Raw genomic sequence first — 22593 nt, 5'->3', positions numbered from 1 at the left:
CCCAGGGACCGGAGGCAATGCTTGAACCTTCCACTAAACTGTCAGGATGAGTCTCCCCGCCGCGAACCCGCGCCCCGACCACGAGATCGAGCGGGTGCTGGTCATCGCCGCGCACCCCGACGACATCGACTTCGCCGTCGCGGGGACCGTGGCGAACTGGACCAAGGCCGGCATCGAGGTGCACTACTGCCTGGTCACCGACGGCCAGGCCGGCGGTTTCGAGCCGGACCGGGACCGGGCCGAGATCCCCGCCGTCCGCCGGGCCGAGCAGACCGCCGCGGCGGCGCAGGTCGGCGTCGACCAGCTGCACTTCCTCGGGTACGCCGACGGCGAGGTCGAGCCGACCCTCGCGCTGGTCCGCGACATCGTCCGGATCACCCGGCAGGTCCGCCCACAGCGCCTGGTCAGCTCGTCGCCGGACCGCAACTGGTCGAAGCTCCCGGTCTCGCACCCCGACCACCTGGCGACCGGCGAGGCGACCGTTCGCGCCTTCTTCCCCGCGATCGGCAACCCGTTCGCCTTCCCCGACCTGGCCGAACCGGCCTGGGCCGTCGACGAGCTCTGGCTGATCGAGCACCCGGAGACCAACCACCACGTCGACATCACCGACACCATCGACCAGAAGCTCGCCGCCGTCGAGGCCCACCACAGCCAGCACCGCGACCCCACCCACCTGCTCGCGAGAGTCCGCGACCTGATGAGCCAGAACGCCAAGATCTCCGGCCTCCCCGCGGACCACTACGCCGAACTCTTCGCAGTCATCCGCCTCTGAGGGTCGCCGAGGCGGGCGGCGTACGCCTCAGTCCGCGGCGGTGAGTGCGGAGACCATCGCGGCAGTCGCCGCGACCACGGCCGCGCGGTGGGACGCCTGGGAGCCCAACGCCCGCAGGGCCGGCGCGGTCGTGCTCCACGCCGCACACAGCCCGACGACGAGGATGAAGATGTCCATCGCCCGGGCCTCCGACAGGGCGACAGAGGACGCGGCGGCGATCGCCTTGGCCTTGGACTGGTGGGAGTCGATCTCGGCCGGCGTCACGTCGGCGCGTTCGAGCCAGGCCCACTGGGTCAGCCGGAGGATGTCCGGGTTGGCCTGGAGAGCGTCGAACAACGCCCCGGCGTACGCCGGGAGGTCCTCCGGCGTGAACGGCGCGGCATCGGCCAGCGTGCTCATCCGGACCGCGAGCATCGCGTCGAAGAGGCCGTCCTTGGAGCCGAAGTAGGCGTAGATCGCCTGCTTGTTCGCGCGCGCCTCGGCGGCGATCCGGTCCACCCGGGCTCCGGCCAGGCCGCGGGCGGAGAACTCGGCGTACGCCGCGTCGAGCAGGCGGGCGCGGGTGGCGGCGGAGTCGTACGGCATGGCCCCCAGGGTAACAACCAACCAGACGGTTGGAACGCGGGCCAAAAGGGTTTGCGCCGGGCGGCGGCAGCGGTGAGGCTCCACCCATGACGATCAATCACGAGGTGGTGGGCGACGGGCCCGCCGTGCTGCTGGTGCATGCCGGAGTCGCGGACGCGCGGATGTGGGCCCCGCAGGTCGAGGACCTGCGGCGCGACCACCGGGTGATCACGGTCGACCTGCGCGGGTACGGCGAGACGCCGCTGCCCGCCGGTTCGGCGTACTCCGACGCGGGCGACCTGCTCGAGCTGCTCGACGCGCTCGCGAGCGAAGGCGTCGTCGACGGCGGACCGGTCGCGGTCGTCGGGGCGTCGTACGGCGGGAACGTGGTGCTCCAGGCGGTGAGCAAGGCGCCGGAGCGGTTCCGCCGGGTCGTGCTGCTGGCGCCGCCGGTCGACGGGGTGGAGCCGACCGAGGACCTGCGCGCGTTCTGGGGCGAGGAGAACGCGCTGCTGGACAAGGACGACGTCGACGGCGCGACGGCGCTCAACGTGCGGACCTGGATCGGGCCGGAGGCCGACGACGCCGCCAAGGACCTGCTGTTCGCCATGCAGAAGCGCGCGTTCGAGCTGCAGCTCGCGGCGGGCGACGTGGACAACGAGGAGTACGACGTCGTCCCCGCGAATCTCACGATGCCGGTGAAGCTGTACGTCGGCGCGCACGACCTCGAGTTCTTCCGCACCGGCGCGCGGCACCTGGCCGGTCAGCTGCCGGACGCCGAGCTCACCGAGCTGCCGTGGGCGGGCCACCTGCCGACGATGGAGCGGCCCGCGGAGGGCGTCACGCTCGTCCGCGAAGCGCTCACGAAGTAAGGAAAGGCCCTGGACCACAAGGTCCAGGGCCTCCCAGCAAGAGAAACGTCAGTCCGCGAGCGCACCCATCGGGTCCCACGCGGGCAGCACGATCGGCGTCTCGTCGAACGCGGCCTGCAGCTCGGCCGGCAGCGCCGACTTGCGGACCGCGATCTCGAAGACGTGCTCGCCGAACCACGAGTCGTTCATCGTCCAGAAACCGCTGTCGGCCTTCTCGTCGCCCCAGCTGTTCTCGACCCGCCAGCGCCGCGGCGCGCCGTCGACCAGGTCGACGCCGGTGAACAGCATCGCGTGCGTCATCAGCGTCTCGTGGTGCAGCAGCCGCTCGGCCTTGTCGAGCGTGAACGTGGTGTCGTACACGGCCTCGAAGTCGTACAGCGCGGCGTCCCAGAAGCCGAGGTCGGCCGACATCTGCTTGCCGACGTCGCAGCCGAACCAGACCGGCTCGCCGCCGACGATCGCGTCCTGGGCGAGCTTCTTCATCAGGTCGATCTCGACGTTCAGGTAGACCACCGGCGGCGCGTCGATGACGTTGCCGAGGTAGTCGACGGTGAAGGTCTTGCCGGTCGGGCTGGACTCGCGCGGGTCGTGCACGATGCAGACGTACTCGTCGACCGGCAGCGTCACGTACGACGCGGCGAACTCGGCGGGCGTCGTCCAGCCGTCGCGGTGGAAGCCCTTGTCGCTGTCCTTCCACTGCCACAGGAACTTCTGCGGCGGCGTCCCGAGGTGGATGCTCAGCACCCGGTGGATCGTGGTCAGCAGCTCCCGCTTCGCGGCCCGCTGCGCTTCCGCGCCGTCGAGCTTGCGCAGGTCGCGGGCGCCCTGACGGAGCAGCCGGCGGAGCGTGTCGTTGAGCTGGGCGGTCGACGACGAGCTCTCGGTCTCCGGCATCGCCGTCTTCGGGACCAGGCCGTGCTTGCGGACCAGCGCGACGAACATGTTCCACTGGCCGCCGTCGCCGATCGGGTCCGATAGCAGGTGCGCGACGGTGCGGTCGTCGACGTCACGGTCGGTGGTCTCGATCACCGCTTCGAGGAAGAAGTTGGCGCGCTCGAACTTGTCCCAGAACAGCAGGTAGTTCTGGGAGAACTCGAAGTCCTTCACACCGAGCTTCTCGGCGGCGCCGGCCCGGAGCAGGTTCAGGCCCGCGAACAACCAGCAGCGACCGCTCTTCTTCTGGTTGGTCACCTTCCAGTCGTCCAGCAGGTTCGACACCGAGTGGTCGATCGAGGTGACGACCTGACGATCCAGGGCGATCTTGGCGACCGGCGTCTCCGTGACGGCGTTCTGCATCACCCGGTACTGCGGGTTCGACGCGAACTCCTTCTCGAAGAGCGCCAGCTGTTCGGCAGTGAGATTCCGCTCCATAACCATCGACGGTATCTCAGCCCCGAAGGACCGGGCGCCCCCGCCGGGGTGGCGCATGTGTGCCCTGTCCGGAACCCGCCAGCGGCGACCGGCTCAGTGCCAGAAGACGGCGATGACGGCGTTCAGCAGCGTGAGCCCGCCGATCGCCATCAGCATGCCACGGGTGATCGACGGCCGGCGACGCCACAGCAGCACCAGCACCGTGATCACCACCACGACGACCAGCTTGACCGCGATCTTGGTGTTGTCGACGGTGAAGTCGTCGTCCTTCACACCGGAGGCCAGACCGACCAGCAGGATCCCGGTCACCAGCTGGGTCAGCGCGCCGTGCAGCATCGCGGCGTTGACCACCGGCTCCTTCGCCTTCAGCTGGGTGAAGAACCCGCCGAACAGCGCGGCGAAACCGACCAGGTGCAGCAGCGTGAGCACGTCGTGCAGGAAGTCCATGCCCACACCCTAGGGATCCCCGCCAGGCCGGTACGCCGTACGCGCCGACCTGGCGGCGAACCTCACACCAGTCGGCGGTCGGTCGCCCAGCGGGTCAGTTCGTGGCGGTTCGACAGCTGCAGCTTGCGCAGTACCGAGGAGACGTGGGTCTCGACGGTCTTCACCGAGATGAACAGCTCGCGGGCCACTTCCTTGTACGCGTAGCCGCGGGCGATCAGCCGGAGGACTTCGCGCTCGCGCTGCGAGAGCCGGTCGAGGTCCTCGTCGACCGACGCGATGTCGATCGCGCCCGAGAACGCGTCCAGCACGAAGCCGGCCAGTCGCGGCGAGAACACCGCGTCGCCGTCGGCGACCCGGCCGATCGCGTCGACCAGCTCGGTGCCGGAGATGTTCTTGGTGACGTAGCCACGGGCTCCGGCCCGGATCACGCCGATCACGTCCTCGGCCGCGTCCGACACCGACAGCGCCAGGAACTTGATCTCCGGGTGCCGCTGGTGCACCTGCTTCATCACCTCGGTGCCACCGCCGCCGGGCAGGTGGACGTCGAGCAGGACGACGTCCGGCTCGTTGGCCACGATCGCCTTCACCGCGCTGTCCACGTCGGCGCCCTCGCCGACGATCTCCACCGCGGTCCCGATCTCGCTGCGGACACCGGCCCGGAACATGTCGTGGTCGTCGATCACGACCACCCGTCGTACTGTCATCTGTCCATCTCCAGTCGCACCTCGGTGCCGGTTTCCGGGCTCGACCGCACCGTCGCGCGGCCGCCGTGCCGTTCCATTCTCCCCATCACGCTGTGCCGCAGACCGAGCCGGTCCTCGGGCACCCCGTCGGTGTCGAAGCCCTTGCCGCGGTCCCGGACGAACATCTCCGCCCGGTCGCCGTCGACCTCGACGAACACGTCGATCTTGTCCGCACCCGAGTGCTTGGCCGCGTTCACCATCGACTCCCGGGCCGCGCGGACCATCGCCGACAGGCCCTCGGTCAGGTCGCAGTCGCCGACCGTGACCACCTCGACCGGTACGCCGTGCGAGTCCTCGACCTCGGCGGCGGCGCGCTTGGCGGCACCGGCCAGGGTCTTGTCGGTCTGGTCGTCCTCGTCGTACAGCCAGGCCCGCAGCTCACGCTCCTGGGAGCGGGCCAGCCGGGCCACCGCCTTCGGGTCGGCGGCCTGCTTCTGGATCAGCGCGAGCGTCTGCAGGACCGAGTCGTGCAGGTGTGCGGCCATGTCGGCGCGCTCCTGGGAGCGGATCCGCTCGCCGCGCTCGGCGTTCAGGTCGCGGCTCAGCCGGTGCACCCACGGGCCGGCGATCACGCCGAGACCGACGACGGCGAGCAGCAGCGCGACCAGTACGTCGCCGACCTGCGAGAGGCGGCCGTTCTGGACCAGGAAGACGGTGACCGCGGTGCCGAGCAGGATGACGCCGACGACGACGCGGACGATCGACTTCATCCCGCCCTTGCCGAGCAGGTTGCCGAGCGTCGGCGCCTTGTTCGTCCAGGCGGCCTTCTGGGTCTCGTCGGCCTGGCGCCAGATCAGGGCGAGACCGGTCCCGGCGAAGACGAGCGGCCAGAACATCTTGCCGGCGATGCCCAGGCCCGCTGCCTGGAGGAGGAGCAGGAGCCCGGCGGCGACGACGACCAGGGCGATCAGCTGGCCGCGGTTCTTCTCGCGGCGGCGGCTGCGGGCCTCGCTGACCGGCGGTGGAGGCTGGTCGGAGCGCATGTTCTGGCGGGTCGCTGCTGCGAGGCCCGGTGCGCCAGGGACGGTTGGAGCGCCCAGGGGCATCAGGAACCAGAGCGCGGCGTAGATGAGGACGCCGAAGCCACCGAAGACGGTCGCGGCGATGAAGACCAGCCGGACGGCGATGTCGGGGACGTTGAGGTGATCGGCGATACCGCCGGCGACACCGCTGACCACACGGCCTTCGAAGCGCCGGTAGGCCCGCCGTACAGGCGGTGCCTCAGGACCGGGACGACCTGGTCCAGGTGGGCCGAAAGCCGGACCGGGCTGACCGTACGGCGTACCGCCAGGTGGTCCGTACGCCGAACCACCAGCCTGCCCGTACGGCGGCGGCGCATACTGCGCTCCCCGGGCCGGGCCGCCGTGCCAGTGCTGGTACTGCCCAGGAGGCGGCGGGTTCTGCGCAGGCTGCTGCCCGGCCGGACCTCCGGTGGAGGGTCCGCCCGAGGGCGCGGCTGCGGCTGGCTGGCTCATCACCACGATCGTCACATGCGGACAGGGCCGACACCAGCAGGCTTGTCCCCGGGCGCCACCTCAGCGGCGGCCGGACCCGGTCAGGGTCGGCTCGGGGAGAACCCGGAGTCCCCCGCCTGCCCGGCGGGCCGGCCGGCAAGTTCCAGGGGTCGGCAAGGGGGGATCCCCGATGTTGCCGGGCCCTGGCGCGGGACACTATCGGTGTCATGGACCAGAACCAGAGCGGCTTCGACCGCACCCAGCTGCGCGACGTGCAGAGCTGGCGGCGCAGCCGGAGCGACCGGATGGTGGCCGGCGTCTGCGGCGGGATCGCCCGCGCGCTGAACGTCGACCCCGTGCTGGTCCGCGTCGTGATGGCCGTCCTGGTGATCAGCGGCCCCGGCATCCTGTTCTACGCCGCCGGCTGGATCCTGATGCCCGACGAGGGCTCCGACAAGGCGCCGGTCGAGGGCCTGCTCGGCAACCGGGTCCGCCCCGACCACCCGTGGCTGTGGCCGGTGGTGCTCGGCGTCTGCGTGTTCCTGGCGATCGCGGTGATGTCGTCGTTCGACTTCGGCAAGCTGATCCCCGGGCCGATCGTCGTACTGGGCCTCCTCTACCTGTTCGTGTTCCGCCGCAAGCCGAAGACCCCCAACCCGCACTGGTCGCACCAGAACCCGCACCAGAGCCAGGCGCCCGGCACCCCGCCGTACCAGCAGCAGACCACCCAGTACGTCGGCCAGCAGCCTCCCACCAACGGCCCGCCACCTCCCCCGGCGGGCATGTCGTCCTCGGCCACCCGGCGACCACAGGACCGCACCGTCGAACCGGTCCAGCCGGTGTGGACCGAGGACGACCCCCTGGGTCTGTACGTCGACGAGCCGCCGGCCGCGGCGGCCCCGGCCGCCACGCGGGTCGCCGAGCCGCCGGTGAAGGGGATGCGCGGCGTCAAGCCCGCCGTCGTCGCCCTGACCGGCCTGGCGATCGCGATCGCCTGGCTCGCGGGCTCCTCGACGCCGACGATGCTCGCGATCGGTGTCGCGACGCTCGGCGCCGGGATGCTGATCGGCGGGTTCCTCGGCCGGACGATGGCGCTGCTGCCGCTCGGCATCCTGCTCGCCCTCGGCGTCGCGGCCAGCTCGATCTTCCCGAACGTGCCGCGCGACTTCAAGGACGTGAACCTGGTCGCGAAGCCGGACCAGCCGGTCACGGCGACCAGCAACAACTACACGTTCGACGCCGGCTCGGTGCATCTCGACCTGACCAGGACGAAGTTCGCGCCCGGTGCGCACGTGACGATCACCGGAGGGGTCGGTGAGGTGGTGCTGAAGGTGCCGGCGAACGTGGACGTCACCGGTACGCTGAGCGCGCAGGCAGGCGAGGTGGTCGGCCTGGCCCAACGCGAGGGCGGTCACGACGTGAAGATCGTGCTGAACGACCTCGGCGCCGACGGCAAGGCCGGCCCCGAGAAGGTCGTCGTCGACGCCCAGCTCAAGCTCGGCAGCATCACCGTGGAGCGCGGATGAGGAAGATCAAGGCGGACGTCCCCGGCGTCATCACCGGCACGGTGCTGACCGGCGCGGCGACCATCTACCTGCTGAACGAAGAGGGCCTGGTGCAGACGGGCGACCTCGGCCTGACTGCCGCCATCCTGCTGGTGGTCGCCGGGGCCGTAGGCCTGGCCGCGTCCCGGCGCAGCTGACCGCCGCTCCCTCGCCGTTATCTCTTTGATCTTCTCCAGCGAGTCCTTCTAGGCTCGCTCCGTGTCCACCCCCGAGGCAGACAGAGGCTAGCCACCGGCTGCCCGGTGGCTGATCGACTCCCGCACCTCGAGCTGCGGTGCTTCAGCCTGCCCCGGTCCGCCGGCGATGTGTGCCCTCGCGCGGCGACCTCCTGCCGCGCGCCCGTCGCTCTCGGTCGTGGAGTCCTCGATGCCTTTCCTGCTGTACCTGCTCGCCCTAGCCGTCTTCGCCCAGGCCACCTCGGAGTTCATGCTCTCCGGTCTCACCCCGGAGATCGCCGCCGAGCTCACCGTTTCGATCCCCACCGCCGGCTGGCTCACCTCGGCGTTCGCGCTCGGCATGGTCGTCGGCGCCCCGGCGATCGCCGTCCTCGGCCGCCGCTGGCCACGCCGCGCCACTCTCCTGCTGACGCTGACGGTCTTCCTGCTCGCCCACGTCGCCGGTGCGCTGGCAGACGACTTCACCGTCCTCCTGCTCACCCGCCTCGTCGCTGCCCTCGCCAACGCCGGCTTCCTGGCAGTAGCGCTGGCTACCGCAGCCACTCTCTCCACCGCCACCGGCCGCGCCACCGGCGTACTGCTGGCCGGTACGACGCTCGCCTGCATCGCCGGCGTACCAGCGGGCGCCTGGCTCGGCCAGCACCTCGGCTGGCGCTCAGCGTTCTGGGCCGTCGCTCTGCTGTGCCTGCCTGCACTGATCGCCATCGCCCGCTCGATCCCCTCGCAACCAGTCCAGCTCCAACCACCTGTCACCTTCCGAATCACTCGACGCCTCGCCCTGCTCCTCACGCTCGGCGCCCTGGTGAACGGCGCGACCTTCTGCACCTTCACCTACCTCGCGCCGATCCTCACCACCGTCACTCGCCTCGCCCCGGCCTGGGTCCCGCCGCTCCTGATGCTGTTCGGCCTCGGCTCGTTCGTCGGCGTCAGCCTCGCCGGCCGGTACGCCGACCGCCGCGCGTACGGCGTACTGGCTGCTGCCGGCACCGCCCTCCTGCTCGGCTGGTGCGCGTTCGCCTGGGCTGCCCACCTCCCGGCGGCTGCTGTGCCGCTGGTCTTCCTGCAAGGACTCCTGTCGTTCGGAGTCGGCTCAGCGCTCATCTCACTCGCTCTGTCAGCCGGTGCGGAGTCGCCTGTCCTCGCTGGTGGGCTGGCCACCGCAGCCCTCAACGTGGGCGCAGTAGTAGGCCCGCTCGCAGGCGGCGCGGCCATCACCGCAGCAGGCGACCGGGCGCCGCTCTGGTGCAGCGCCGTGCTGACCGGGATCGCCCTCGCCGTCGCCGTACTCGCCGGACCGGTCCGGCGGGCGCGCCGGGGTTCGGATAGTCTGGTGGACCGCTCGCGACGGCCGGAGACCGGCCGGCGGGCACCGGAGGGGCCCGAGTGCAGCGGGTCCCGTTGAGGGTCACGGGAGTTACCGATGGTGCGCGGCACCGTGAAGTGGTTCAACGCCGACAAGGGCTACGGCTTCCTGGCGGTCGACGGGCAGGACGACGTGTTCGTCCACTGGAGCCGGATCGTCTCCGACGGCTACAAGACGCTCGAGGACGGCCAGCACGTCGAGTTCGAGGTGGTCGACGGCCCCAAGGGCCGCGAGGCCGACACCGTCACGCCGGTCTGATCCACCACCCCGTACGCCGGACGCCTCGCGGCTGACGTCGCTGTACGCGCGACACGACCGCTCCCCGGCGACGCGACGCCGGGGAGCGGGTTTCCGGACTGCGGGGCGGCTCGGCAACCGATAACCTGAGCGCCCACGCTTGGGAGGGGTTGCCGCGGTGAGCGAGCCGGTGCACGTGATCAGGAAGCTCGAGAAGGCGCTGGCCGACGACGACTTCTCCTGGTCGTTGCTGCTGGTCGGTGAGGACCAGACCGACAAGCTGGCGACGCTGACCGGCGACCTGCGCGGCCCGTACTCGACGACCGGGGACGGCAAGCAGATCACGTCCGGCTTCTCGTACTGGGGGATCGGCCCGACGATCGCCTGGGCGAACGCGACCAACGACCCGTTCTACCTGGTGATGAAGGCCGGCGCCGAGTCCTTCCAGCGGCACTGGCGGCAGGTGCGGCCGCACGTCGACCAGGGCGGGTTCCACTTCGTCAGCCTCGGTGTCGGGACCGGTGTGAAGGACCGGACGATCGTCGCCGACCTGCACCGGTACAACCCGGACATGTTCTACATCCCGGTCGACATGAGCTCGGAGATGCTGCGGCTCGGCACGCTGGAGCCGGTCCGCGGCGCCGGGTTCCCGATGGCGCAGGTGCTGCCGGTGCAGCTCGACTTCTCGATCGCGGACAACGTCGAGCAGCTCGGGCAGATGCTCGCAAAACTGGTCGGCGACGAGCCGCTGCTGTACGCGCTGACCGGCAACACGCTGGCCAACTTCGAGAGCGATCTCGAACTGCTGCAGACGCTGACCAACGTGCTGCGCCCGCAGGACCGGCTGCTGCTCGAGGTCGCGAGCACGAACGTGCTGAACGCGGAGACCGCGAAGGAGGCGGCCGAGGAGTACCACCAGACGCGGGCGTTCGCGGAGTTCGTGACGAGTGCGCTGCGCTACAACACCGACCTGCGGATCGAGCTCGACAACCTGGACTTCCGCGGCGAGGTCGAGGACGACGACGCGCTGCTGGTGAAGATCGTCTGGCAGAACAACACCCCCGACCAGATCGTGATGGGCCTGCCCGACCACACCGACGTCGCGCTCGACAAGGGCGACACGATCCTGCTCTACACGACCCGCAAGTTCTCCACCGAGCGCCTGAAGAAGCTGACGTCGGCCTGCGAGCTCAACCCGGTCGAGCACGCGCGTTCCCGCTTCCGCCGTACCCGCCGCCCGAGCCCCTTCGGCCTCGACATGCTCCTGCTCGCTCCCGGCTCCGCCCCCACCACCAGCTCCCTGGCCGACGACATCTGGCGATGACCACACCTGCTGGTACGCCGGGAGAAGCGCGCGACAGCTCAGGAGCCGAGCGAAGCGAAGGCGGGCGCGCCGGGCCCTCCCCCTCCCCCCAGGCGCGGCGAGTCGCGACCGCGCGGTTGCGCGTGCTCGGACGCCTTCGCAAGCTCAGCCGGGCGTTGCCCAAGGCAACTACCAGCTCCGGCTGGGCGGCGTACCGGCGTACGGTCGTCTCGGTCATCAGCTACGGCCTGCTCGCGATCGCCTTCGTGCTCGGCGTGATCTGGTTCTTCAAGCCCGACAACAGCCGCTGGGAACCAGCGGTCAACTCGCTCACCCTCGTCGCCGGCCTGACCGGCATCTTCGTCGAGCGCCTGACCGCCGCCGCCGAGCGGCGCGCCGAGATCCTCCGCGCGGTCTCCGACGAGCTGCAGGAGAACACCCGTCTCCTCGCCGACGAGCGCTTCTCGCCCACCCCGCCGAGCCACCGCCAGGTCTACCCGCGGCTCGTCGTCTCCGCGGTCGACCTGGCGCTCGTCTCCGGCGCGCTCGGCCTCCACCGCGACGCCGAGCTGGTGAACCTCCTGCACCGCTGGCGCGACACCGTGCACCTGTTCAACCGCCGCCTCGACCTCACCGAGATCAGCACCTTCTCCAGCACCATCACCAGCGCCGAGCTAGCGGCGTTCCACCGCGCGCTGAACCACGAGAACAGCTACTTCGCGACCACCCGCCAGATGCTCGAAACCCTGCTGGCCCGCCTCCCTAAGGGCGAATGACCGTCACCCCGGCAGGCGTCCCCGACGACAGCTCCTCCAGAGCACCCGGTACGTCGTCCAGCCCGATCGTCCGCGTCACCAGCTCAGCCGGCTTCAACACCCCGGACGCGACCAGCTCGAGCATCTCCGGGTAGGTGTGCGCAGCCATCCCATGGCTGCCCAGCCACTCCAGCTCCTGCCCGATCACCCGCGACACATCCAGCTGTACGCCGTCCGGCAGCAACCCCACCTGCAGATGCCGCCCGCGCGGCCGCAACACCCGCAGCGCCTGCTGCACGATCTCGTTGGCCCCCAACGCATCCATCGTCACCCGAGCCCCGCCCCCGGTCAGCGCCCGAATCTCCTCCACCGCTCCCGGCCCGGCAACCACCGCATCCGCGGCGCCGTACCGAAGCGCCAGCTCCAGCGCCCCCGGATTGGTGTCAACGGCAACAACTCGCGCGCCCAGCGCAGCCCCGATCATCACCGCCGAGAGCCCCACACCCCCGCACCCGAACACCACGAAGTCCTCCCCGGCGCGCACCTTCCCCACCTGGTGCACCGCCCGGAACGAGGTCGCAAACCGGCACCCGAGGCCGGCCGCCGTCGAGAACGACATCTCCTCCGGCAACCGCACCAGATTCACCGCCGCGAACGGAAGTGCGACGTACTCGGCAAAGGATCCCCAGTAGTTGAACCCAGGCTGCAACTGATTCGGGCAGACCTGCTGGTTCCCCTCCAGGCACTGCTCGCACGACCCACAAGCGCAGATGAACGGCGTCGTCACCCGATCCCCAACCGCCCACCCGGTGACCCCGTCCCCCACCGCGGCAATCGTCCCCGCCACCTCGTGCCCCGGCACGTGCGGCAGCACGATGTCCGAGTCGTGCCCCTGCCACCCGTGCCAGTCACTGCGGCACAACCCGGTCGCCTCGACCTTCAGCACCACCCCACCAGCAGCAACCACCGGCTCCGGGACCCCTTGCACCGTAGGCAGTACGCCGTACTGCTCGACCACAATCGCACGCATGCCGCCCATCCTGAGCGACAACCGCCGCGACCGCCACCCGACCCTAGGGCCGGTTCTTCGTCCCCCACTCGGTCGGCTCCGGCGACATCGTCGTGAGCAGCTCGCCGCCCGCGATCACCTCGTCGTGGGTGATCCAGGCCCGGTCGATCGGTACGCCGTTGAGTGTCGCCCCGGCGATGTAGATGCCTTCGCCGGACCGCGCGATCGTGAAGCTGGTGCCGCGGGAGGTGCGGAACGTCGTCCGCTCGAACATCGGGCTGCCGAGGACGTAGACCTTGTCCACCGGCGACACCGGGTAGAGCCCGGCGGCGGCGAAGACGTACCAGGCCGACATCTGTCCGCAGTCCTCGTTGCCGCCGAGTCCCTCGGGTCCGGTGCCGTAGCCGTGGTCGCAGACGTAGCGCGACCACTTCTGGGTCAGCCACGGCGCACCGGCGTAGGTGAACATGAACGCCATCTGGTGCACCGGCTCGTTGGAGTGGTTGTAGTGGTCGTTCCACTTCATCAGGTCGGCCGGCGGTGTCTTCTCGAAGATCGCGTTCAGCCGCTCGGCGAACGCCGCGTCGCCACCGGCCAGCTCGATCAGCCCGGCGACGTCGTGCGGCACGAACCAGCCCTGCTGCTCGGGGTTGCTCTCCGTGCACCCCTCGTCCGGGCCCATCCACGTGCCGTCCTGGTACCGCCCGCGGAACCAGCCGACGTCGGCGTTGAAGACGTTGCGGTAGTTCTGCGCGCTCGCGTCCAGCCGCCGGGCGTCGTCGGTCTCGCCCCGCAGCTCGGCGAACCTGGCCAGCGCGTGGTCGGTGTAGGAGTTCTCCAGCGTCACCGACAGCCCGTCCTCGACGACCCAGCCGAGCTGCTGCCAGTTCGCGAGCTCCTTGCGGTTGGAGCGTTCCTCCGGCCCGAGCGCCACGTCCCGGCAGATCCGGTACGCCGTACCGATGTCGAACCCCTCGATCCCCTTCACCGCCGCCTCGGCGATGACGTTGATCGCCGGGTCGCCGACCATGGTGTCGGTGTCGACGCCGAGCAGCTCCCAGCGGGCCAGGCCCTTGACCCGGCCGGACGTGGTCAGGTCGAGCAGCGTGCTGATCTGGTCGGTGACGACCTTCTCGTCGATGATCGTCATCAGCGGCAGCTGCGCGCGGAACACGTCCCACCCGCTGAACACGGTCCTTCGCTCGTACGCCGCGTCGTCGCCGACGTCGCTCCACCGGCGCGGCTCGATCATCGTGTGGTAGAGCGCGGTCCGGAAGATCTGCCGCTGCTCCGGCGTTCCGCCCTCGATCTCGACCTTCTCCAGCACGGCGGCCCAGGCCGCGCGCGCGTCGGCGGCGACCTGGTCGAAGTCCCAGCCGGGGAGGTCGTGGGCGAGGTTGCGGCGGGCGCCCTCGACGCTGGTGAACGAGATCCCCGACTTGACCAGCACCGGCCCGGCCACGTCGAGCTCGATGAAGAACCCGGCGTCCGCGGCGGCCGTCGTACGGGACGGCTCGGTGCGCAGGTCGTCACCGTCCCAGGTCGTGAAGCTCTTGACCGGCTGCGAGAGCTGCAGCGAGAAGTACACCGTGTACTCCGGCCCGGTCCCGCAGATCCAGCCGCCGCCGCTGCGGTCGCAGCGCATCCAGCCCTCGACCGTGTGGTCGTCGACCAGGACGACGTGCTGCTCGACCGAGTGCGATCCGTCGAACCCGACCCGGCGGGACAGGTCGATCTTGATCCGGGCCGGCCCGGCCTCGGCGTACGTGAACCGGATGATGCCCGCGCGCTCGGTCGCGGTCAGTTCGGCGCGTACCTGGTACCGGTCGAGGTCGACGGAGTAGTAGCCGGCCTTCACGACCTGGTTGCGGTAGCGGCTGTTGGCGGCGACGCGCCCGGTCACCAGCGGTCCGGTCTGCGGCATCACCTGCAGGTTCCCGAGGTCGCCGTAGCAGCCGATCCCGCCGAGGTGGGTGAAGCTGAACCCCTCGATGGTCTCCATGTCCGCCGAGTAGCCGCTCCCGTGGTCGCCGCCGCTGACCGTGTCCGGACTCAGCTGCACCATCCCGAACGGCCGCACCGGTCCCGGGAACGTCTTGCCGCACGCCGTGTCCGGCGACGTCGTCAACGCCCCGATCAACGGATCGATGTCGTCGACAGCCTCACGCTGACTCATGCCGGTCCTCCACAGCTCCGCTCCATGTCCGGACATAGCATGCCAGAAACCTCCGAGACCCCCGGCCGGTCGGCCGGGGGTCTCGGAGGACGAGTGGTCGGGTCAGCAGCCGCCGGCGACCGCCGGGATGATCGAGACCTGGCCGCCGTCCTTGATCGAGGTCTGCAGCCCCTCGGCGAACCGGACGTCGTCGTTGTCGACGTACACGTTCACGAAGCGGCGCAGCTCGCCGGAGTCGTCCAGGACGCGGCCCTTGATGCCCGGGTACGACGCGTCGAGCGACTCCAGCACCTCGCTCAGGGTCGAGCCTTCGACGGAGACCTCGGACGCGCCCTGGGTGTAGGGCCGCAGGATGGTCGGGACGCGGACACTGACGCTCACTGCAGACCTGCCTTCACGAAGGCGTCGTACGACGCGGGGATGGTCACCTTCGGGCCGACCCGGTCGGCCACCGCGTCGAGCGTCTTCAGCCCGTCGCCGGAGTTGATGATCACGGTCTCGGCCTCGGGGTCGAGCTGCCCGGTCGCGATCAGCTTCTTCAGCGTCGCGACGGTCACGCCGCCGGCGGTCTCGGCGAACACACCCTCGGTCCGGGCCAGCAGCTGGATGCCCTCGACGACCTCTTCGTCGCTGACGTCCTCGATCGCACCCCCGGTCCGCCGGGCGACGTCGAGCACGTACGGCCCGTCGGCCGGGTTGCCGATCGCCAGCGACTTGGCGATGGTGTCCGGCTTGACAGGCTTCACCACGTCGTGGCCGTCGCGGAACGCCTGTGCCACCGGCGAGCAGCCGGTCGCCTGCGCGCCGTAGATCTTGTAGTCGGTGGCGTCGACCAGGCCCAGCTTGCCGAGCTCGGTGAAGCCCTTGTCGATCTTGGTCAGCTGCGAGCCGGAGGCGACCGGGATCACCACCTGCTGCGGGATCCGCCAGCCGAGCTGCTCGGCGATCTCGAAGGCCAGCGTCTTGCTGCCCTCGGAGTAGTAGGGCCGCACGTTCACGTTGACGAACGCCCAGCCCTCCTCCTCGCCGGCGATCTCGGAGGCGAGCTTGTTCACGTCGTCATAGTTGCCGTCGACAGCGACCAGCGTGCCGCCGTACACGGCGGTGGTGATGATCTTGGGGCGCTCGAGGTCCTTCGGGATGAAGACGACCGAGCGGATACCGGCCCGGGCGGCCGCGGCGGCGACCGCGTTGGCCAGATTGCCGGTGGAGGGGCAGGCGAAGACCTTCATGCCCAGCTCACGGGTGGCGCTCAGGGCACTCGCGACCACGCGGTCCTTGAAGGAGTGCGTGGGGTTGCCCGAGTCGTCCTTCACCCAGAGCTTCCGCAGCCCGAGCTCGCGGGCCAGGTTCTGCGCGTCGATCAGCCGGGTGTAGCCCGGCTCGGTGTTCGGGTAGCTGGCCACGTCGACCGGGACGGGCAGCAGCGGCTGGTAGCGCCAGATGTTCTTGGGTCCGGCCTCGATCTGCTCGCGGGTGATCGTCGGGTACTCGTACCCGACCTCCAGCGGACCGAAGCACTCCATACACGCGTAGAACGGGCCCAGCTCGGACTTCGCCCCGCAGGCCCGGCAGCTCAGGTGCGTTCCGTTGCCGAAGGCACCTGCACGGATGGTGTGGGTGGCGGTCTGGCTCATGGAGAGGTTCCTCCTCATCTTCCCCGGGCGCCGGATCTCGGCGTGGGACGGATTTGGCACCGGTCCGCCGCGAGCGCCTCAGGAGGAGGCCTCCACGGGGAGGGTTGCCGGGACTTCAACGGGCCGTTTCCCTCAGTCCCTCTGGATGAGCAGGTTCGAGGTTACCCAATCGGGTCCATATTGTGTCTGGTGATCCCAACATCCGAGACGGCAGATCTCAGCCTTGCGCGACGCTCCGCGTTCGGCTTGCGAGCCCCGGTACGACGCCCGAAGCTCCCCCGAGCGGCGCCTCGCTCACCCGGCGGAGCGCTCGCGGAACGTCCGCCGGTACGCCGACGGCGACGTCTGCACCGCCTTGGCGAAGTGGTGCCGGAACGTCACCGGCGTCGCGAACCCCGCGGCCAGCGCGATCTCCTCCACCGGCGCGTCCCCGGTCTCCAGCATCGCCAGCGCCGCCTGGATCCGCTGGGCGATCAGCCACTTCGCGGGCGTCGTACCGGTCTCGCGCGTGAAGTGCCGCAGATACGTCCGCGGCGCCAGCCCGGCCTCCCGGGCCAGATCCGGTACGCCGATCGGCTCGGCCAGGTGCTCCAGCGCCCACCCCAGACTGCGCGCGACCGGCGCGTCGACCGGGTCCGGCGGCATCGGCGACTCGATGTACTGCGCCTGCCCGCCGGCGCGGTACGGCTGGATCACCAGCCGCCGGGCGACCGCGTTCGCGACGGCAGCGCCGAGGTCCTTCCGGACGAGATGCAGCGCGAGGTCGAGCCCCGCCGCGCAGCCGGCGCTGGTGAGCACGTCGCCCTCGTCGGTGTACAGCGGCTCGGGGTCGACGTGGATCGCCGGGTAGCGCTCGCGGAGCTGCTCGGCGTACCGCCAGTGCGTGGTCGCGCGGCGCCCGTCGAGCAGCCCCGCGGCCGCGAGCGCGAAGGCGCCGGAGCAGATCGAAACGATGCGCGCCCCGCGGCGATGCGCCGACTGCAGGGCCTCGATGAGCTGGGGAGACGTGGTCGCCGAGGGGTTGGCGACGCTCGGCACGACGACGGTGTCGGCGGCCGCGAAGTCGTCCAGCCCGTACGGCGTCGACAGCGTCGCGCCGCCGATCACGCGGATCGGGTCGGGCGTCTCGGTGCAGACCTTGAGCTCGTACCAGGGCTGGTCGATGTCGGGCCAGACCAGCCCGAACACCTCGATCACGATCCCGGCCTCGAACGCGGTCATGCCGTCGTACGCGAGCACCGAGACTGTCGCCATGGCAAAATCTTAGCGATAGGCGTCTACTACGCCACTTCTCGCCGAGGCCGAGCGCTCGGACGATGGAGACATGTTCGAGAGACTGAAGGACTTCCTGGCCGGGATCCACGCCGCCGCGGCCATCCGGCACGGCGCGAAACCGCCGGCCCGCGCTCGGCGCGTGCCCTCGTACGGGCCGTCGCCCCAGGTCCGCGGCCGCACCTCGCCGTCCGCCCCGGACGCCCACCACTGTTCAACCTCGTCGCGCGCGGCGTGTCGCGGGCGACACGCCGTGGCCGGCGAGTCGCGCGCGGCGTGTCGCGGGCGACACGCCGTGGCCGGCGAGGTTGGTCAGTGGTGGGTGTCCGGGCTCACTCCCCACGACGCCGTTCGAGCATCCGCATCAGCGGCGTCGCGGCGACACCGTGCACGACCACACTCAGCACGACCGTGAACCCGACCGTCGCCCACAACCACGGCAGGTCGTCGGCGAAGTCGGCGCCGGCGTACGCGAGGTAGAAGATCGACCCCACCCCCCGGACGCCGAACGCCGCCGTCACCCAGCGCTCCGAGCGGCGCATCTCCGTCCGGTGCAGGCTGAGCCAGGCGGTCAGCGGCCGCAGGACGAGAATCAGCGCGGCCCCGATCGCCACACCCCGCAGATCGAGCGGCTGCAGCAGCCCACCTGTGATCGCGACGCCGAGCAGCAGCAGGATCCCCCAGGTGAGGATGTGCTCGACCTGCTCGATGAAGCTGTGCAGCTCCTCGTGGAAGTCGTGCGCCCGCTCGGCCGAGCGCAGCGCGAGGCCGGCGACGAAGACCGCGAGGAACCCGTAGCCGTGCAGCACTTCCGCCAGGCCGTAGACGCCGAGCGTCATCGCCAGCGCGAGCACGGGTTCGCGGGAGTCGGCGAGCCGGAAGCTCGGGACCGGCGCCGAGAACGCCATCCGGCCGAGCAGCCTGCCGGTGACCGCGCCGACGACGACACCGATCAGTGTCTTGCCGATCAGATCCCAGGCGATCCACTCCAGCGCCCAGTCGCCGAGGGCGCCCTTCGTCGCGGCGAACACCGCGAGGTAGACCAGCGGGAACGCGAGCCCGTCGTTCAGCCCCGCCTCCGAGGTGAGCGCGAACCGGACCTCGTCGTCCTCCTCCGGCTCCGCGTCCTCGCCGGTGGTCGGCCCCTGCACCTGTACGTCGGACGCCAGCACCGGATCGGTCGGCGCGAGCACCGCCCCCACCAGCAACGCGACCGCCGGCGCGAGCCCCAGCAACCACCCCAGCCCGGCCACCGCCGCAACGCAGGCGGGCATCGCGACGAACAGCAGCCGCCAGGTGACCTTCCAGCGCCGCCACCCGATCGGCCGGTCGATCGCCAGCCCGACACCCATCAGCGCGATCAGGATCGTCAGCTCGGCCAGGTGCTCGGTCAGCTTCGGCTCGGCGATCGGGCTCAGGTGCCCGCGATCCACGACGAACCCGAGCAGCAGCCCGGCGCCGAGAAACGCGATCGGAGCGGACACGGCGTACCGGCGTAAGAGCCGAGGCAGCACAGCTCCCACCAGCAGGGCCACCCCGGCAACCAGGTAGAGCCCGTCCCCGTCGATCCGCATGATGGGAACCTAGTGCCCAGTGGTATGTCCTTCAGCGCAGGCGGTGCGTGGCACCCGGGGTGTGCGTCGGCAGCGACTTCCTCGGTCCGTACCGCGGGTGCGAGATCCCCGCGAGCTGCAGCAGCGCCTGCACCCGGAACCGATGCCCCCGGTACGGCTCGATCAGCTCCGCCGTCGCGTCGTCGTCCAGCTCCTCCCCGGTCAGCGCGTAGGACACGTTCCGCGACACGTGGTAGTCCGCGAACGAGAACGCATCCGCATCACCGTGCGCCCGCTGCCGAACCTCAGCCGCGGTCCACACCCCCACCCCAGGCAACGACCGCAGCCTCCGCTCGATCTCCGCCGAGTCGCTCAGCTCCAACGTCCGCTCCAGCGCCTTCGCCCGCGTCGCCGCGGTGATCACCACCCGCGACCGCCGACCCTCAACGCCCGCCCGCAACCACTGCCACGAAGGAATCAACCGCCACTCCTCCGGCGCAGGCGGCACCATCATCACTCGCCCGTCCGGCGCCGCCGGCCCAGGCGCGGGCTCGCCGTACTCGCGCAGCAGCAACCGCCAAGCCCGGAACGCTTCCTTGCCCGTCACGACCTGCTCGATCCCCGCCGCCGCCATCGCCTCGAACACCGCCCGCGTCCGCGGCACCCGGAAGTGCGAGAACCGCCGCGCGGCGTCGACCAGCGGCTGATGCTCGGCCAGCGGCTCGAACCCGTCCCACGAGTCCGCCTCCCCCAGCAGCTCCGGCACCCCGTCGAGCGCCCACCCCGCACCGGGCCCCCACGCCTCCGCCTCGACCTCACCGACGGCCAGGTACGGCGTCAGCCGCAGCAGCACCGGCCCGTCCGGCGTCCGCGTCGCCCGCCAGACCGTCCGCCGCCCGGGGTCGACGACGTACGCCGGGTCGCCCGGCCCCTTCCGCAGCCCACCGATCAGCTGGTGCGGATCCACCGGTCGCCCGGGCCGCCAGCGACGTACGACCGAACTCACGCACCCATCCTGACGCATTCCGCCGACAGAACCCGACGGCGATACTGGGCCCATGACCGGCGCGCAGAAACTCAAGCTGGTGGTGAACTTCGTCAACCTGTCCACGCTCGCCGGTTTCCTGATCGCGCTGATCGGCCGGGCGAAGGTCAGCCGCGGCCCGCGCGGACTGTTCTACGCGAACGGCTACCGCCTCGGTTTCCCGATCGCGAACGCGTTCACGGTCGGCAACGTGGTACTCACCAAGAACGACCGCGCCTACCTCGACGCCCGCCCGGTCCTGGTCCGGCACGAGGAGCGGCACTCCTGGCAGTACTTCTGCCTGATCGGCCTGCCGATGCTGCCGCTGTACGTCCTGGCCGTCGCGTGGTCCTGGGCCCGCACCGGCTGCCCGGCCTCCCGCAACCCGTTCGAGCGCCTGGCCGGTCTGGCCGACGGCAACTACACCGAGCACCCGGTCCAGTCGTTCGGCCGGACGCTGCAGCAGACGTTCAGCCGGAAGCGCTAGCCGCGAGCGCCGATCGCGTCCGACAGAGCCGTCAGCACGGTCACGACTCCAGCAGGGTCGTCGACGACGATGTCCGCGGCCTCGACCAGCTCAGCAGCACCCGACGACCGAGCAGCCACCAGTACGGCGGCCAGCCCGTCCGCGCGCTGCTCCTGCAGGGCCCGGAACGCGGCCAGGTCGCCCAGGTCGTCCCCGGCGTACAGCACGGAACGAGCGCCGGTCGACTCGACCAGCCGGCGGATCGCCACGCCCTTGTCGATCCCCGGCGGCCGCAGCTCGAGCACCAGGTTCCCCGGCTCCAGCCGGAGCTCCACCGACTCGGCCAGCGCAGCCAGCGGGATCCGCAACGACTCCAGCGCCGCAGCAGGGTCAGCCAGCCGCCGCGTGTGCACAGCGAGCGAGCTCTCCTTGTCCTCCACGAACGCATCCGGATACCCAGCGGCCTCCAGCACGACCGGCAGCTGCTCCCGCGCGACAGCAACACCAGGAGGGACCGGGTCGCTGGTCACAGCACCAGTGGCCGCCTCCCACCGCTCCAGCCCGTAGTGCCCGAGTACGACGAGCCGCCCGAGCCCCGGGTGACCAGTGACCCCTGACAGCTCCGTGGCAACCAACGCCGGGCGTCCGGTGACGATCGCCAGCTGGTTCACCGAGCGCCCCAGCCGCGCCAGCGCGTCCAGCGCGCCGTCGGCGGCCCGTGACATCGCCGGGTCCTCGACCAGCGGCGACAGCGTCCCGTCGAAGTCCGACGCGATCACTGCCCCGGCCGGATCGGCGACGATCGCCTCCCAGCCCTCCCGCCCGGCTGTGGTCGCCAGTACGGGAGTGCTCATCCGGAGTATTCCGAGGTGAGGATGACCGTCAGCCGGTCCTTCTTCATGTTGTCCAGCGCGTCCTTGATCCGCGGTACGCCGAGGTCCTGGGCGAGCTGCGCGGCCTCGGCCTGCATACCGGCCGGGTAGTAGACGGTGCTGGTGACGATCTTGCCGTGCCAGTTGTCGGCACCGGTGACGGTCCAGCCGGCCTGCTGCGCGCGGCCGCCGACTGCCTGGGCCAGGCCCTTGCGGCCGGTGTTGTTGTAGATCTCCACCGCGGGCCGCTCCGACGACGGCACCGGCGGCACGCTGGTCTGCGTCGTCGGAGTCGCCGGTACGGCGGGCGGCTGCGTCGACTCGACCGGAGTCGGGTCGGCCGGCGTCTGCACCGGCTCGGTCGGCTCCGAGCTGAGCGCGAACGTCGGCGTCGCACTCGGCTCGGTCGGCTTCGGCGTCACCGACGGTGTCGATGCGGCCGGCTTGCCCTCGTCGGCGACGCTGTCGTTGCCGCGGGTGCCGAACAGCACCAGCAGCCCTCCGACGATCGCGACGACGGCCAGCACCGCCACGAGGGAGGAGAGAACCTGTCCCCGTTCGTCCCTGCGGGTCAAGGTGCTCAGACCTCGATACCCAGTCGACGGGCGGAGCGGGCGCGCTGGCGGGCGGCGCGCAACCGGCGCAGCCGCTTGACCAGCAGCGGGTCGTGGGCCAGGGCCTCGGGCCGGTCGATCAGCGCGTTCAGGACCTGGTAGTAGCGGGTGGCCGACATCTGGAACTGGTCCCGGATCGCCTGCTCCTTGGCCCCGGCGTACTTCCACCAGTGCCGTTCGAAGCCGAGGATGGCGCCGTCCCGCTCCGACAGCCCGGCGACGGCCGGCTGCGCAGCCTCGGCACCCGGGCCGGAAGAGCTCGCGTTCGCGCTGTCCATCTGCTGGTGACTCCCGTGCGGTCGGTGATCGTCCGTCCGCGCTCCACTGTACGGGTTGAACAACAGCCAT

General features: G+C 70.7%; 23 protein-coding genes, 1 pseudogene and 1 riboswitch. Of the genes and pseudogenes, 9 read left to right on the top strand and 15 right to left on the bottom strand.

All coding sequences use genetic code 11. The annotated features are described in order from the left end of the window. Window positions 1-46 precede the first annotated feature (46 nt). Window positions 47-772 (top strand): PIG-L deacetylase family protein, encoded by a 726-nt coding sequence (locus ACZ6Z4_RS04415; RefSeq protein ID WP_465558031.1) that lies wholly within the window; start codon window positions 47-49, stop codon window positions 770-772. Window positions 773-799: 27 nt separating this feature from the next. On the opposite strand, the gene ACZ6Z4_RS04410 is transcribed toward ACZ6Z4_RS04415, so the two are convergent. Beyond that, a complete protein-coding gene (locus tag ACZ6Z4_RS04410; protein ID WP_465558029.1) occupies window positions 800-1357 on the bottom strand; it encodes a TetR/AcrR family transcriptional regulator in 558 nt (185 codons plus the stop codon). 86 nt (window positions 1358-1443) lie between these two features. On the opposite strand from ACZ6Z4_RS04410, the gene ACZ6Z4_RS04405 reads away from it, so the two are divergent. After that, window positions 1444-2208, top strand: a complete 765-nt coding sequence (locus tag ACZ6Z4_RS04405) for an alpha/beta fold hydrolase (protein ID WP_465558027.1) — start codon at window positions 1444-1446, stop codon at window positions 2206-2208. 48 nt (window positions 2209-2256) lie between these two features. On the opposite strand, the gene ACZ6Z4_RS04400 is transcribed toward ACZ6Z4_RS04405, so the two are convergent. The 4 genes from ACZ6Z4_RS04400 to ACZ6Z4_RS04385 form a co-directional block, all read right to left on the bottom strand. Beyond that, a complete protein-coding gene (locus ACZ6Z4_RS04400; RefSeq protein WP_465558025.1) occupies window positions 2257-3579 on the bottom strand; it encodes a C1 family peptidase in 1323 nt (440 codons plus the stop codon). 93 nt (window positions 3580-3672) lie between these two features. Then, complete coding sequence (locus tag ACZ6Z4_RS04395; protein WP_465558023.1) at window positions 3673-4026, bottom strand: hypothetical protein; 354 nt, start codon at window positions 4024-4026, stop codon at window positions 3673-3675. Between the two features lie 62 nt (window positions 4027-4088). Beyond that, window positions 4089-4730 carry a response regulator transcription factor gene (locus ACZ6Z4_RS04390; RefSeq protein ID WP_363666701.1) on the bottom strand — a complete coding sequence of 214 codons (642 nt, stop codon included), beginning with the start codon at window positions 4728-4730 and terminating at the stop codon, window positions 4089-4091. After that, a complete protein-coding gene (locus ACZ6Z4_RS04385; protein WP_465558021.1) occupies window positions 4727-6244 on the bottom strand; it encodes an ATP-binding protein in 1518 nt (505 codons plus the stop codon). Before ACZ6Z4_RS04385 ends, ACZ6Z4_RS04390 begins: the two co-directional genes overlap by 4 nt. Before the next feature lie 206 nt (window positions 6245-6450). Here ACZ6Z4_RS04385 and ACZ6Z4_RS04380 point away from each other — a divergent pair, with 206 nt between their 5' ends. The 6 genes and pseudogenes from ACZ6Z4_RS04380 (at window position 6451) to ACZ6Z4_RS04355 (ending at window position 11643) form a co-directional block, all read left to right on the top strand. Next, window positions 6451-7749 (top strand): PspC domain-containing protein, encoded by a 1299-nt coding sequence (locus tag ACZ6Z4_RS04380; RefSeq protein WP_465558019.1) that lies wholly within the window; start codon window positions 6451-6453, stop codon window positions 7747-7749. Then, window positions 7746-7925, top strand: coding sequence for a hypothetical protein (locus ACZ6Z4_RS04375; RefSeq protein ID WP_465558017.1), 180 nt, complete (start codon window positions 7746-7748; stop codon window positions 7923-7925). Before ACZ6Z4_RS04380 ends, ACZ6Z4_RS04375 begins: the two co-directional genes overlap by 4 nt. 229 nt (window positions 7926-8154) lie before the next feature. Continuing rightward, window positions 8155-9285, top strand: a pseudogene (locus ACZ6Z4_RS04370) (Cmx/CmrA family chloramphenicol efflux MFS transporter); the annotation flags it as partial. Window positions 9286-9384: 99 nt separating this feature from the next. Then, window positions 9385-9585, top strand: coding sequence for a cold shock domain-containing protein (locus tag ACZ6Z4_RS04365; protein ID WP_363666711.1), 201 nt, complete (start codon window positions 9385-9387; stop codon window positions 9583-9585). Between the two features lie 157 nt (window positions 9586-9742). Then, window positions 9743-10888: an L-histidine N(alpha)-methyltransferase gene (locus ACZ6Z4_RS04360; protein ID WP_465558015.1), complete on the top strand. Its 1146-nt coding sequence runs from the start codon at window positions 9743-9745 to the stop codon at window positions 10886-10888. Window positions 10889-11010: 122 nt separating this feature from the next. Then, entirely contained in the window at window positions 11011-11643 is a 633-nt protein-coding gene (locus tag ACZ6Z4_RS04355) for a hypothetical protein (RefSeq protein WP_465558013.1), read from the top strand. Here ACZ6Z4_RS04355 and ACZ6Z4_RS04350 read toward each other — a convergent pair. The 7 genes from ACZ6Z4_RS04350 to ACZ6Z4_RS04320 form a co-directional block, all read right to left on the bottom strand. Further along, a complete protein-coding gene (locus tag ACZ6Z4_RS04350; RefSeq protein ID WP_465558011.1) occupies window positions 11630-12652 on the bottom strand; it encodes a zinc-dependent alcohol dehydrogenase family protein in 1023 nt (340 codons plus the stop codon). The two genes, ACZ6Z4_RS04355 and ACZ6Z4_RS04350, sit on opposite strands and share 14 nt — an antisense overlap. A 43-nt stretch (window positions 12653-12695) precedes the next feature. Next, the gene (locus ACZ6Z4_RS04345; protein ID WP_465558009.1) at window positions 12696-14807 is read right to left on the bottom strand and encodes a GH92 family glycosyl hydrolase; all 2112 of its coding nucleotides are present in this window, start codon (window positions 14805-14807) and stop codon (window positions 12696-12698) included. 102 nt (window positions 14808-14909) lie between these two features. Beyond that, complete coding sequence (locus ACZ6Z4_RS04340) at window positions 14910-15188, bottom strand: ubiquitin-like small modifier protein 1 (RefSeq protein ID WP_363666724.1); 279 nt, start codon at window positions 15186-15188, stop codon at window positions 14910-14912. Continuing rightward, window positions 15185-16444 carry a threonine synthase gene (gene thrC, locus ACZ6Z4_RS04335; protein ID WP_465558007.1) on the bottom strand — a complete coding sequence of 420 codons (1260 nt, stop codon included), beginning with the start codon at window positions 16442-16444 and terminating at the stop codon, window positions 15185-15187. Before thrC ends, ACZ6Z4_RS04340 begins: the two co-directional genes overlap by 4 nt. An 11-nt stretch (window positions 16445-16455) precedes the next feature. Next, window positions 16456-16596: riboswitch (SAM riboswitch) on the bottom strand. A 142-nt stretch (window positions 16597-16738) separates the two neighbouring features. Then, window positions 16739-17698, bottom strand: coding sequence for a helix-turn-helix domain-containing protein (locus tag ACZ6Z4_RS04330; protein WP_465558005.1), 960 nt, complete (start codon window positions 17696-17698; stop codon window positions 16739-16741). A gap of 350 nt (window positions 17699-18048) precedes the next feature. Then, window positions 18049-19290 carry a cation:proton antiporter gene (locus tag ACZ6Z4_RS04325; RefSeq protein WP_465558003.1) on the bottom strand — a complete coding sequence of 414 codons (1242 nt, stop codon included), beginning with the start codon at window positions 19288-19290 and terminating at the stop codon, window positions 18049-18051. A gap of 31 nt (window positions 19291-19321) precedes the next feature. Further along, window positions 19322-20275 (bottom strand): DNA-3-methyladenine glycosylase family protein, encoded by a 954-nt coding sequence (locus tag ACZ6Z4_RS04320; RefSeq protein ID WP_465558001.1) that lies wholly within the window; start codon window positions 20273-20275, stop codon window positions 19322-19324. Between the two features lie 52 nt (window positions 20276-20327). Here ACZ6Z4_RS04320 and ACZ6Z4_RS04315 point away from each other — a divergent pair, with 52 nt between their 5' ends. Continuing rightward, entirely contained in the window at window positions 20328-20780 is a 453-nt protein-coding gene (locus ACZ6Z4_RS04315; RefSeq protein WP_465557999.1) for a hypothetical protein, read from the top strand. Here the strand turns inward: ACZ6Z4_RS04315 and otsB are convergent. Genes otsB through ACZ6Z4_RS04300 form a run of 3 tightly spaced genes read right to left on the bottom strand, consistent with a single transcriptional unit; the run spans window position 20777 to window position 22523 of the window. Then, the gene (gene otsB / locus ACZ6Z4_RS04310) at window positions 20777-21613 is read right to left on the bottom strand and encodes a trehalose-phosphatase (RefSeq protein ID WP_465557997.1); all 837 of its coding nucleotides are present in this window, start codon (window positions 21611-21613) and stop codon (window positions 20777-20779) included. The genes ACZ6Z4_RS04315 and otsB overlap by 4 nt on opposite strands. Beyond that, the gene (locus ACZ6Z4_RS04305) at window positions 21610-22164 is read right to left on the bottom strand and encodes a LytR C-terminal domain-containing protein (protein WP_465557995.1); all 555 of its coding nucleotides are present in this window, start codon (window positions 22162-22164) and stop codon (window positions 21610-21612) included. The genes otsB and ACZ6Z4_RS04305 overlap by 4 nt, the downstream gene beginning before the upstream one ends. 47 nt (window positions 22165-22211) lie before the next feature. Next, window positions 22212-22523 carry a DUF3263 domain-containing protein gene (locus tag ACZ6Z4_RS04300; RefSeq protein ID WP_465557993.1) on the bottom strand — a complete coding sequence of 104 codons (312 nt, stop codon included), beginning with the start codon at window positions 22521-22523 and terminating at the stop codon, window positions 22212-22214. Window positions 22524-22593: the final 70 nt, after the last annotated feature.

This window comes from Kribbella sp. NPDC104740 (assembly GCF_055583505.1).
This window is presented reverse-complemented; position numbering and strand designations above follow the sequence as displayed.

Excerpts from the sequence above, each read along its gene's own strand:
- ACZ6Z4_RS04415 (WP_465558031.1), top strand. The coding sequence starts at position 47 with ATGAGTCTCCCCGCCGCGAACCCGCGCCCCGACCACGAGATCGAGCGG.
- ACZ6Z4_RS04410 (WP_465558029.1), bottom strand. The coding sequence starts at position 1,357 with ATGCCGTACGACTCCGCCGCCACCCGCGCCCGCCTGCTCGACGCGGCG.
- ACZ6Z4_RS04405 (WP_465558027.1), top strand. The coding sequence starts at position 1,444 with ATGACGATCAATCACGAGGTGGTGGGCGACGGGCCCGCCGTGCTGCTG.
- ACZ6Z4_RS04400 (WP_465558025.1), bottom strand. The coding sequence starts at position 3,579 with ATGGAGCGGAATCTCACTGCCGAACAGCTGGCGCTCTTCGAGAAGGAG.
- ACZ6Z4_RS04395 (WP_465558023.1), bottom strand. The coding sequence starts at position 4,026 with ATGGACTTCCTGCACGACGTGCTCACGCTGCTGCACCTGGTCGGTTTC.
- ACZ6Z4_RS04390 (WP_363666701.1), bottom strand. The coding sequence starts at position 4,730 with ATGACAGTACGACGGGTGGTCGTGATCGACGACCACGACATGTTCCGG.
- ACZ6Z4_RS04385 (WP_465558021.1), bottom strand. The coding sequence starts at position 6,244 with ATGAGCCAGCCAGCCGCAGCCGCGCCCTCGGGCGGACCCTCCACCGGA.
- ACZ6Z4_RS04380 (WP_465558019.1), top strand. The coding sequence starts at position 6,451 with ATGGACCAGAACCAGAGCGGCTTCGACCGCACCCAGCTGCGCGACGTG.
- ACZ6Z4_RS04375 (WP_465558017.1), top strand. The coding sequence starts at position 7,746 with ATGAGGAAGATCAAGGCGGACGTCCCCGGCGTCATCACCGGCACGGTG.
- ACZ6Z4_RS04365 (WP_363666711.1), top strand. The coding sequence starts at position 9,385 with ATGGTGCGCGGCACCGTGAAGTGGTTCAACGCCGACAAGGGCTACGGC.
- ACZ6Z4_RS04350 (WP_465558011.1), bottom strand. The coding sequence starts at position 12,652 with ATGCGTGCGATTGTGGTCGAGCAGTACGGCGTACTGCCTACGGTGCAA.
- ACZ6Z4_RS04345 (WP_465558009.1), bottom strand. The coding sequence starts at position 14,807 with ATGAGTCAGCGTGAGGCTGTCGACGACATCGATCCGTTGATCGGGGCG.
- thrC (WP_465558007.1), bottom strand. The coding sequence starts at position 16,444 with ATGAGCCAGACCGCCACCCACACCATCCGTGCAGGTGCCTTCGGCAAC.
- ACZ6Z4_RS04330 (WP_465558005.1), bottom strand. The coding sequence starts at position 17,698 with ATGGCGACAGTCTCGGTGCTCGCGTACGACGGCATGACCGCGTTCGAG.
- ACZ6Z4_RS04325 (WP_465558003.1), bottom strand. The coding sequence starts at position 19,290 with ATGCGGATCGACGGGGACGGGCTCTACCTGGTTGCCGGGGTGGCCCTG.
- ACZ6Z4_RS04315 (WP_465557999.1), top strand. The coding sequence starts at position 20,328 with ATGACCGGCGCGCAGAAACTCAAGCTGGTGGTGAACTTCGTCAACCTG.
- otsB (WP_465557997.1), bottom strand. The coding sequence starts at position 21,613 with ATGAGCACTCCCGTACTGGCGACCACAGCCGGGCGGGAGGGCTGGGAG.
- ACZ6Z4_RS04300 (WP_465557993.1), bottom strand. The coding sequence starts at position 22,523 with ATGGACAGCGCGAACGCGAGCTCTTCCGGCCCGGGTGCCGAGGCTGCG.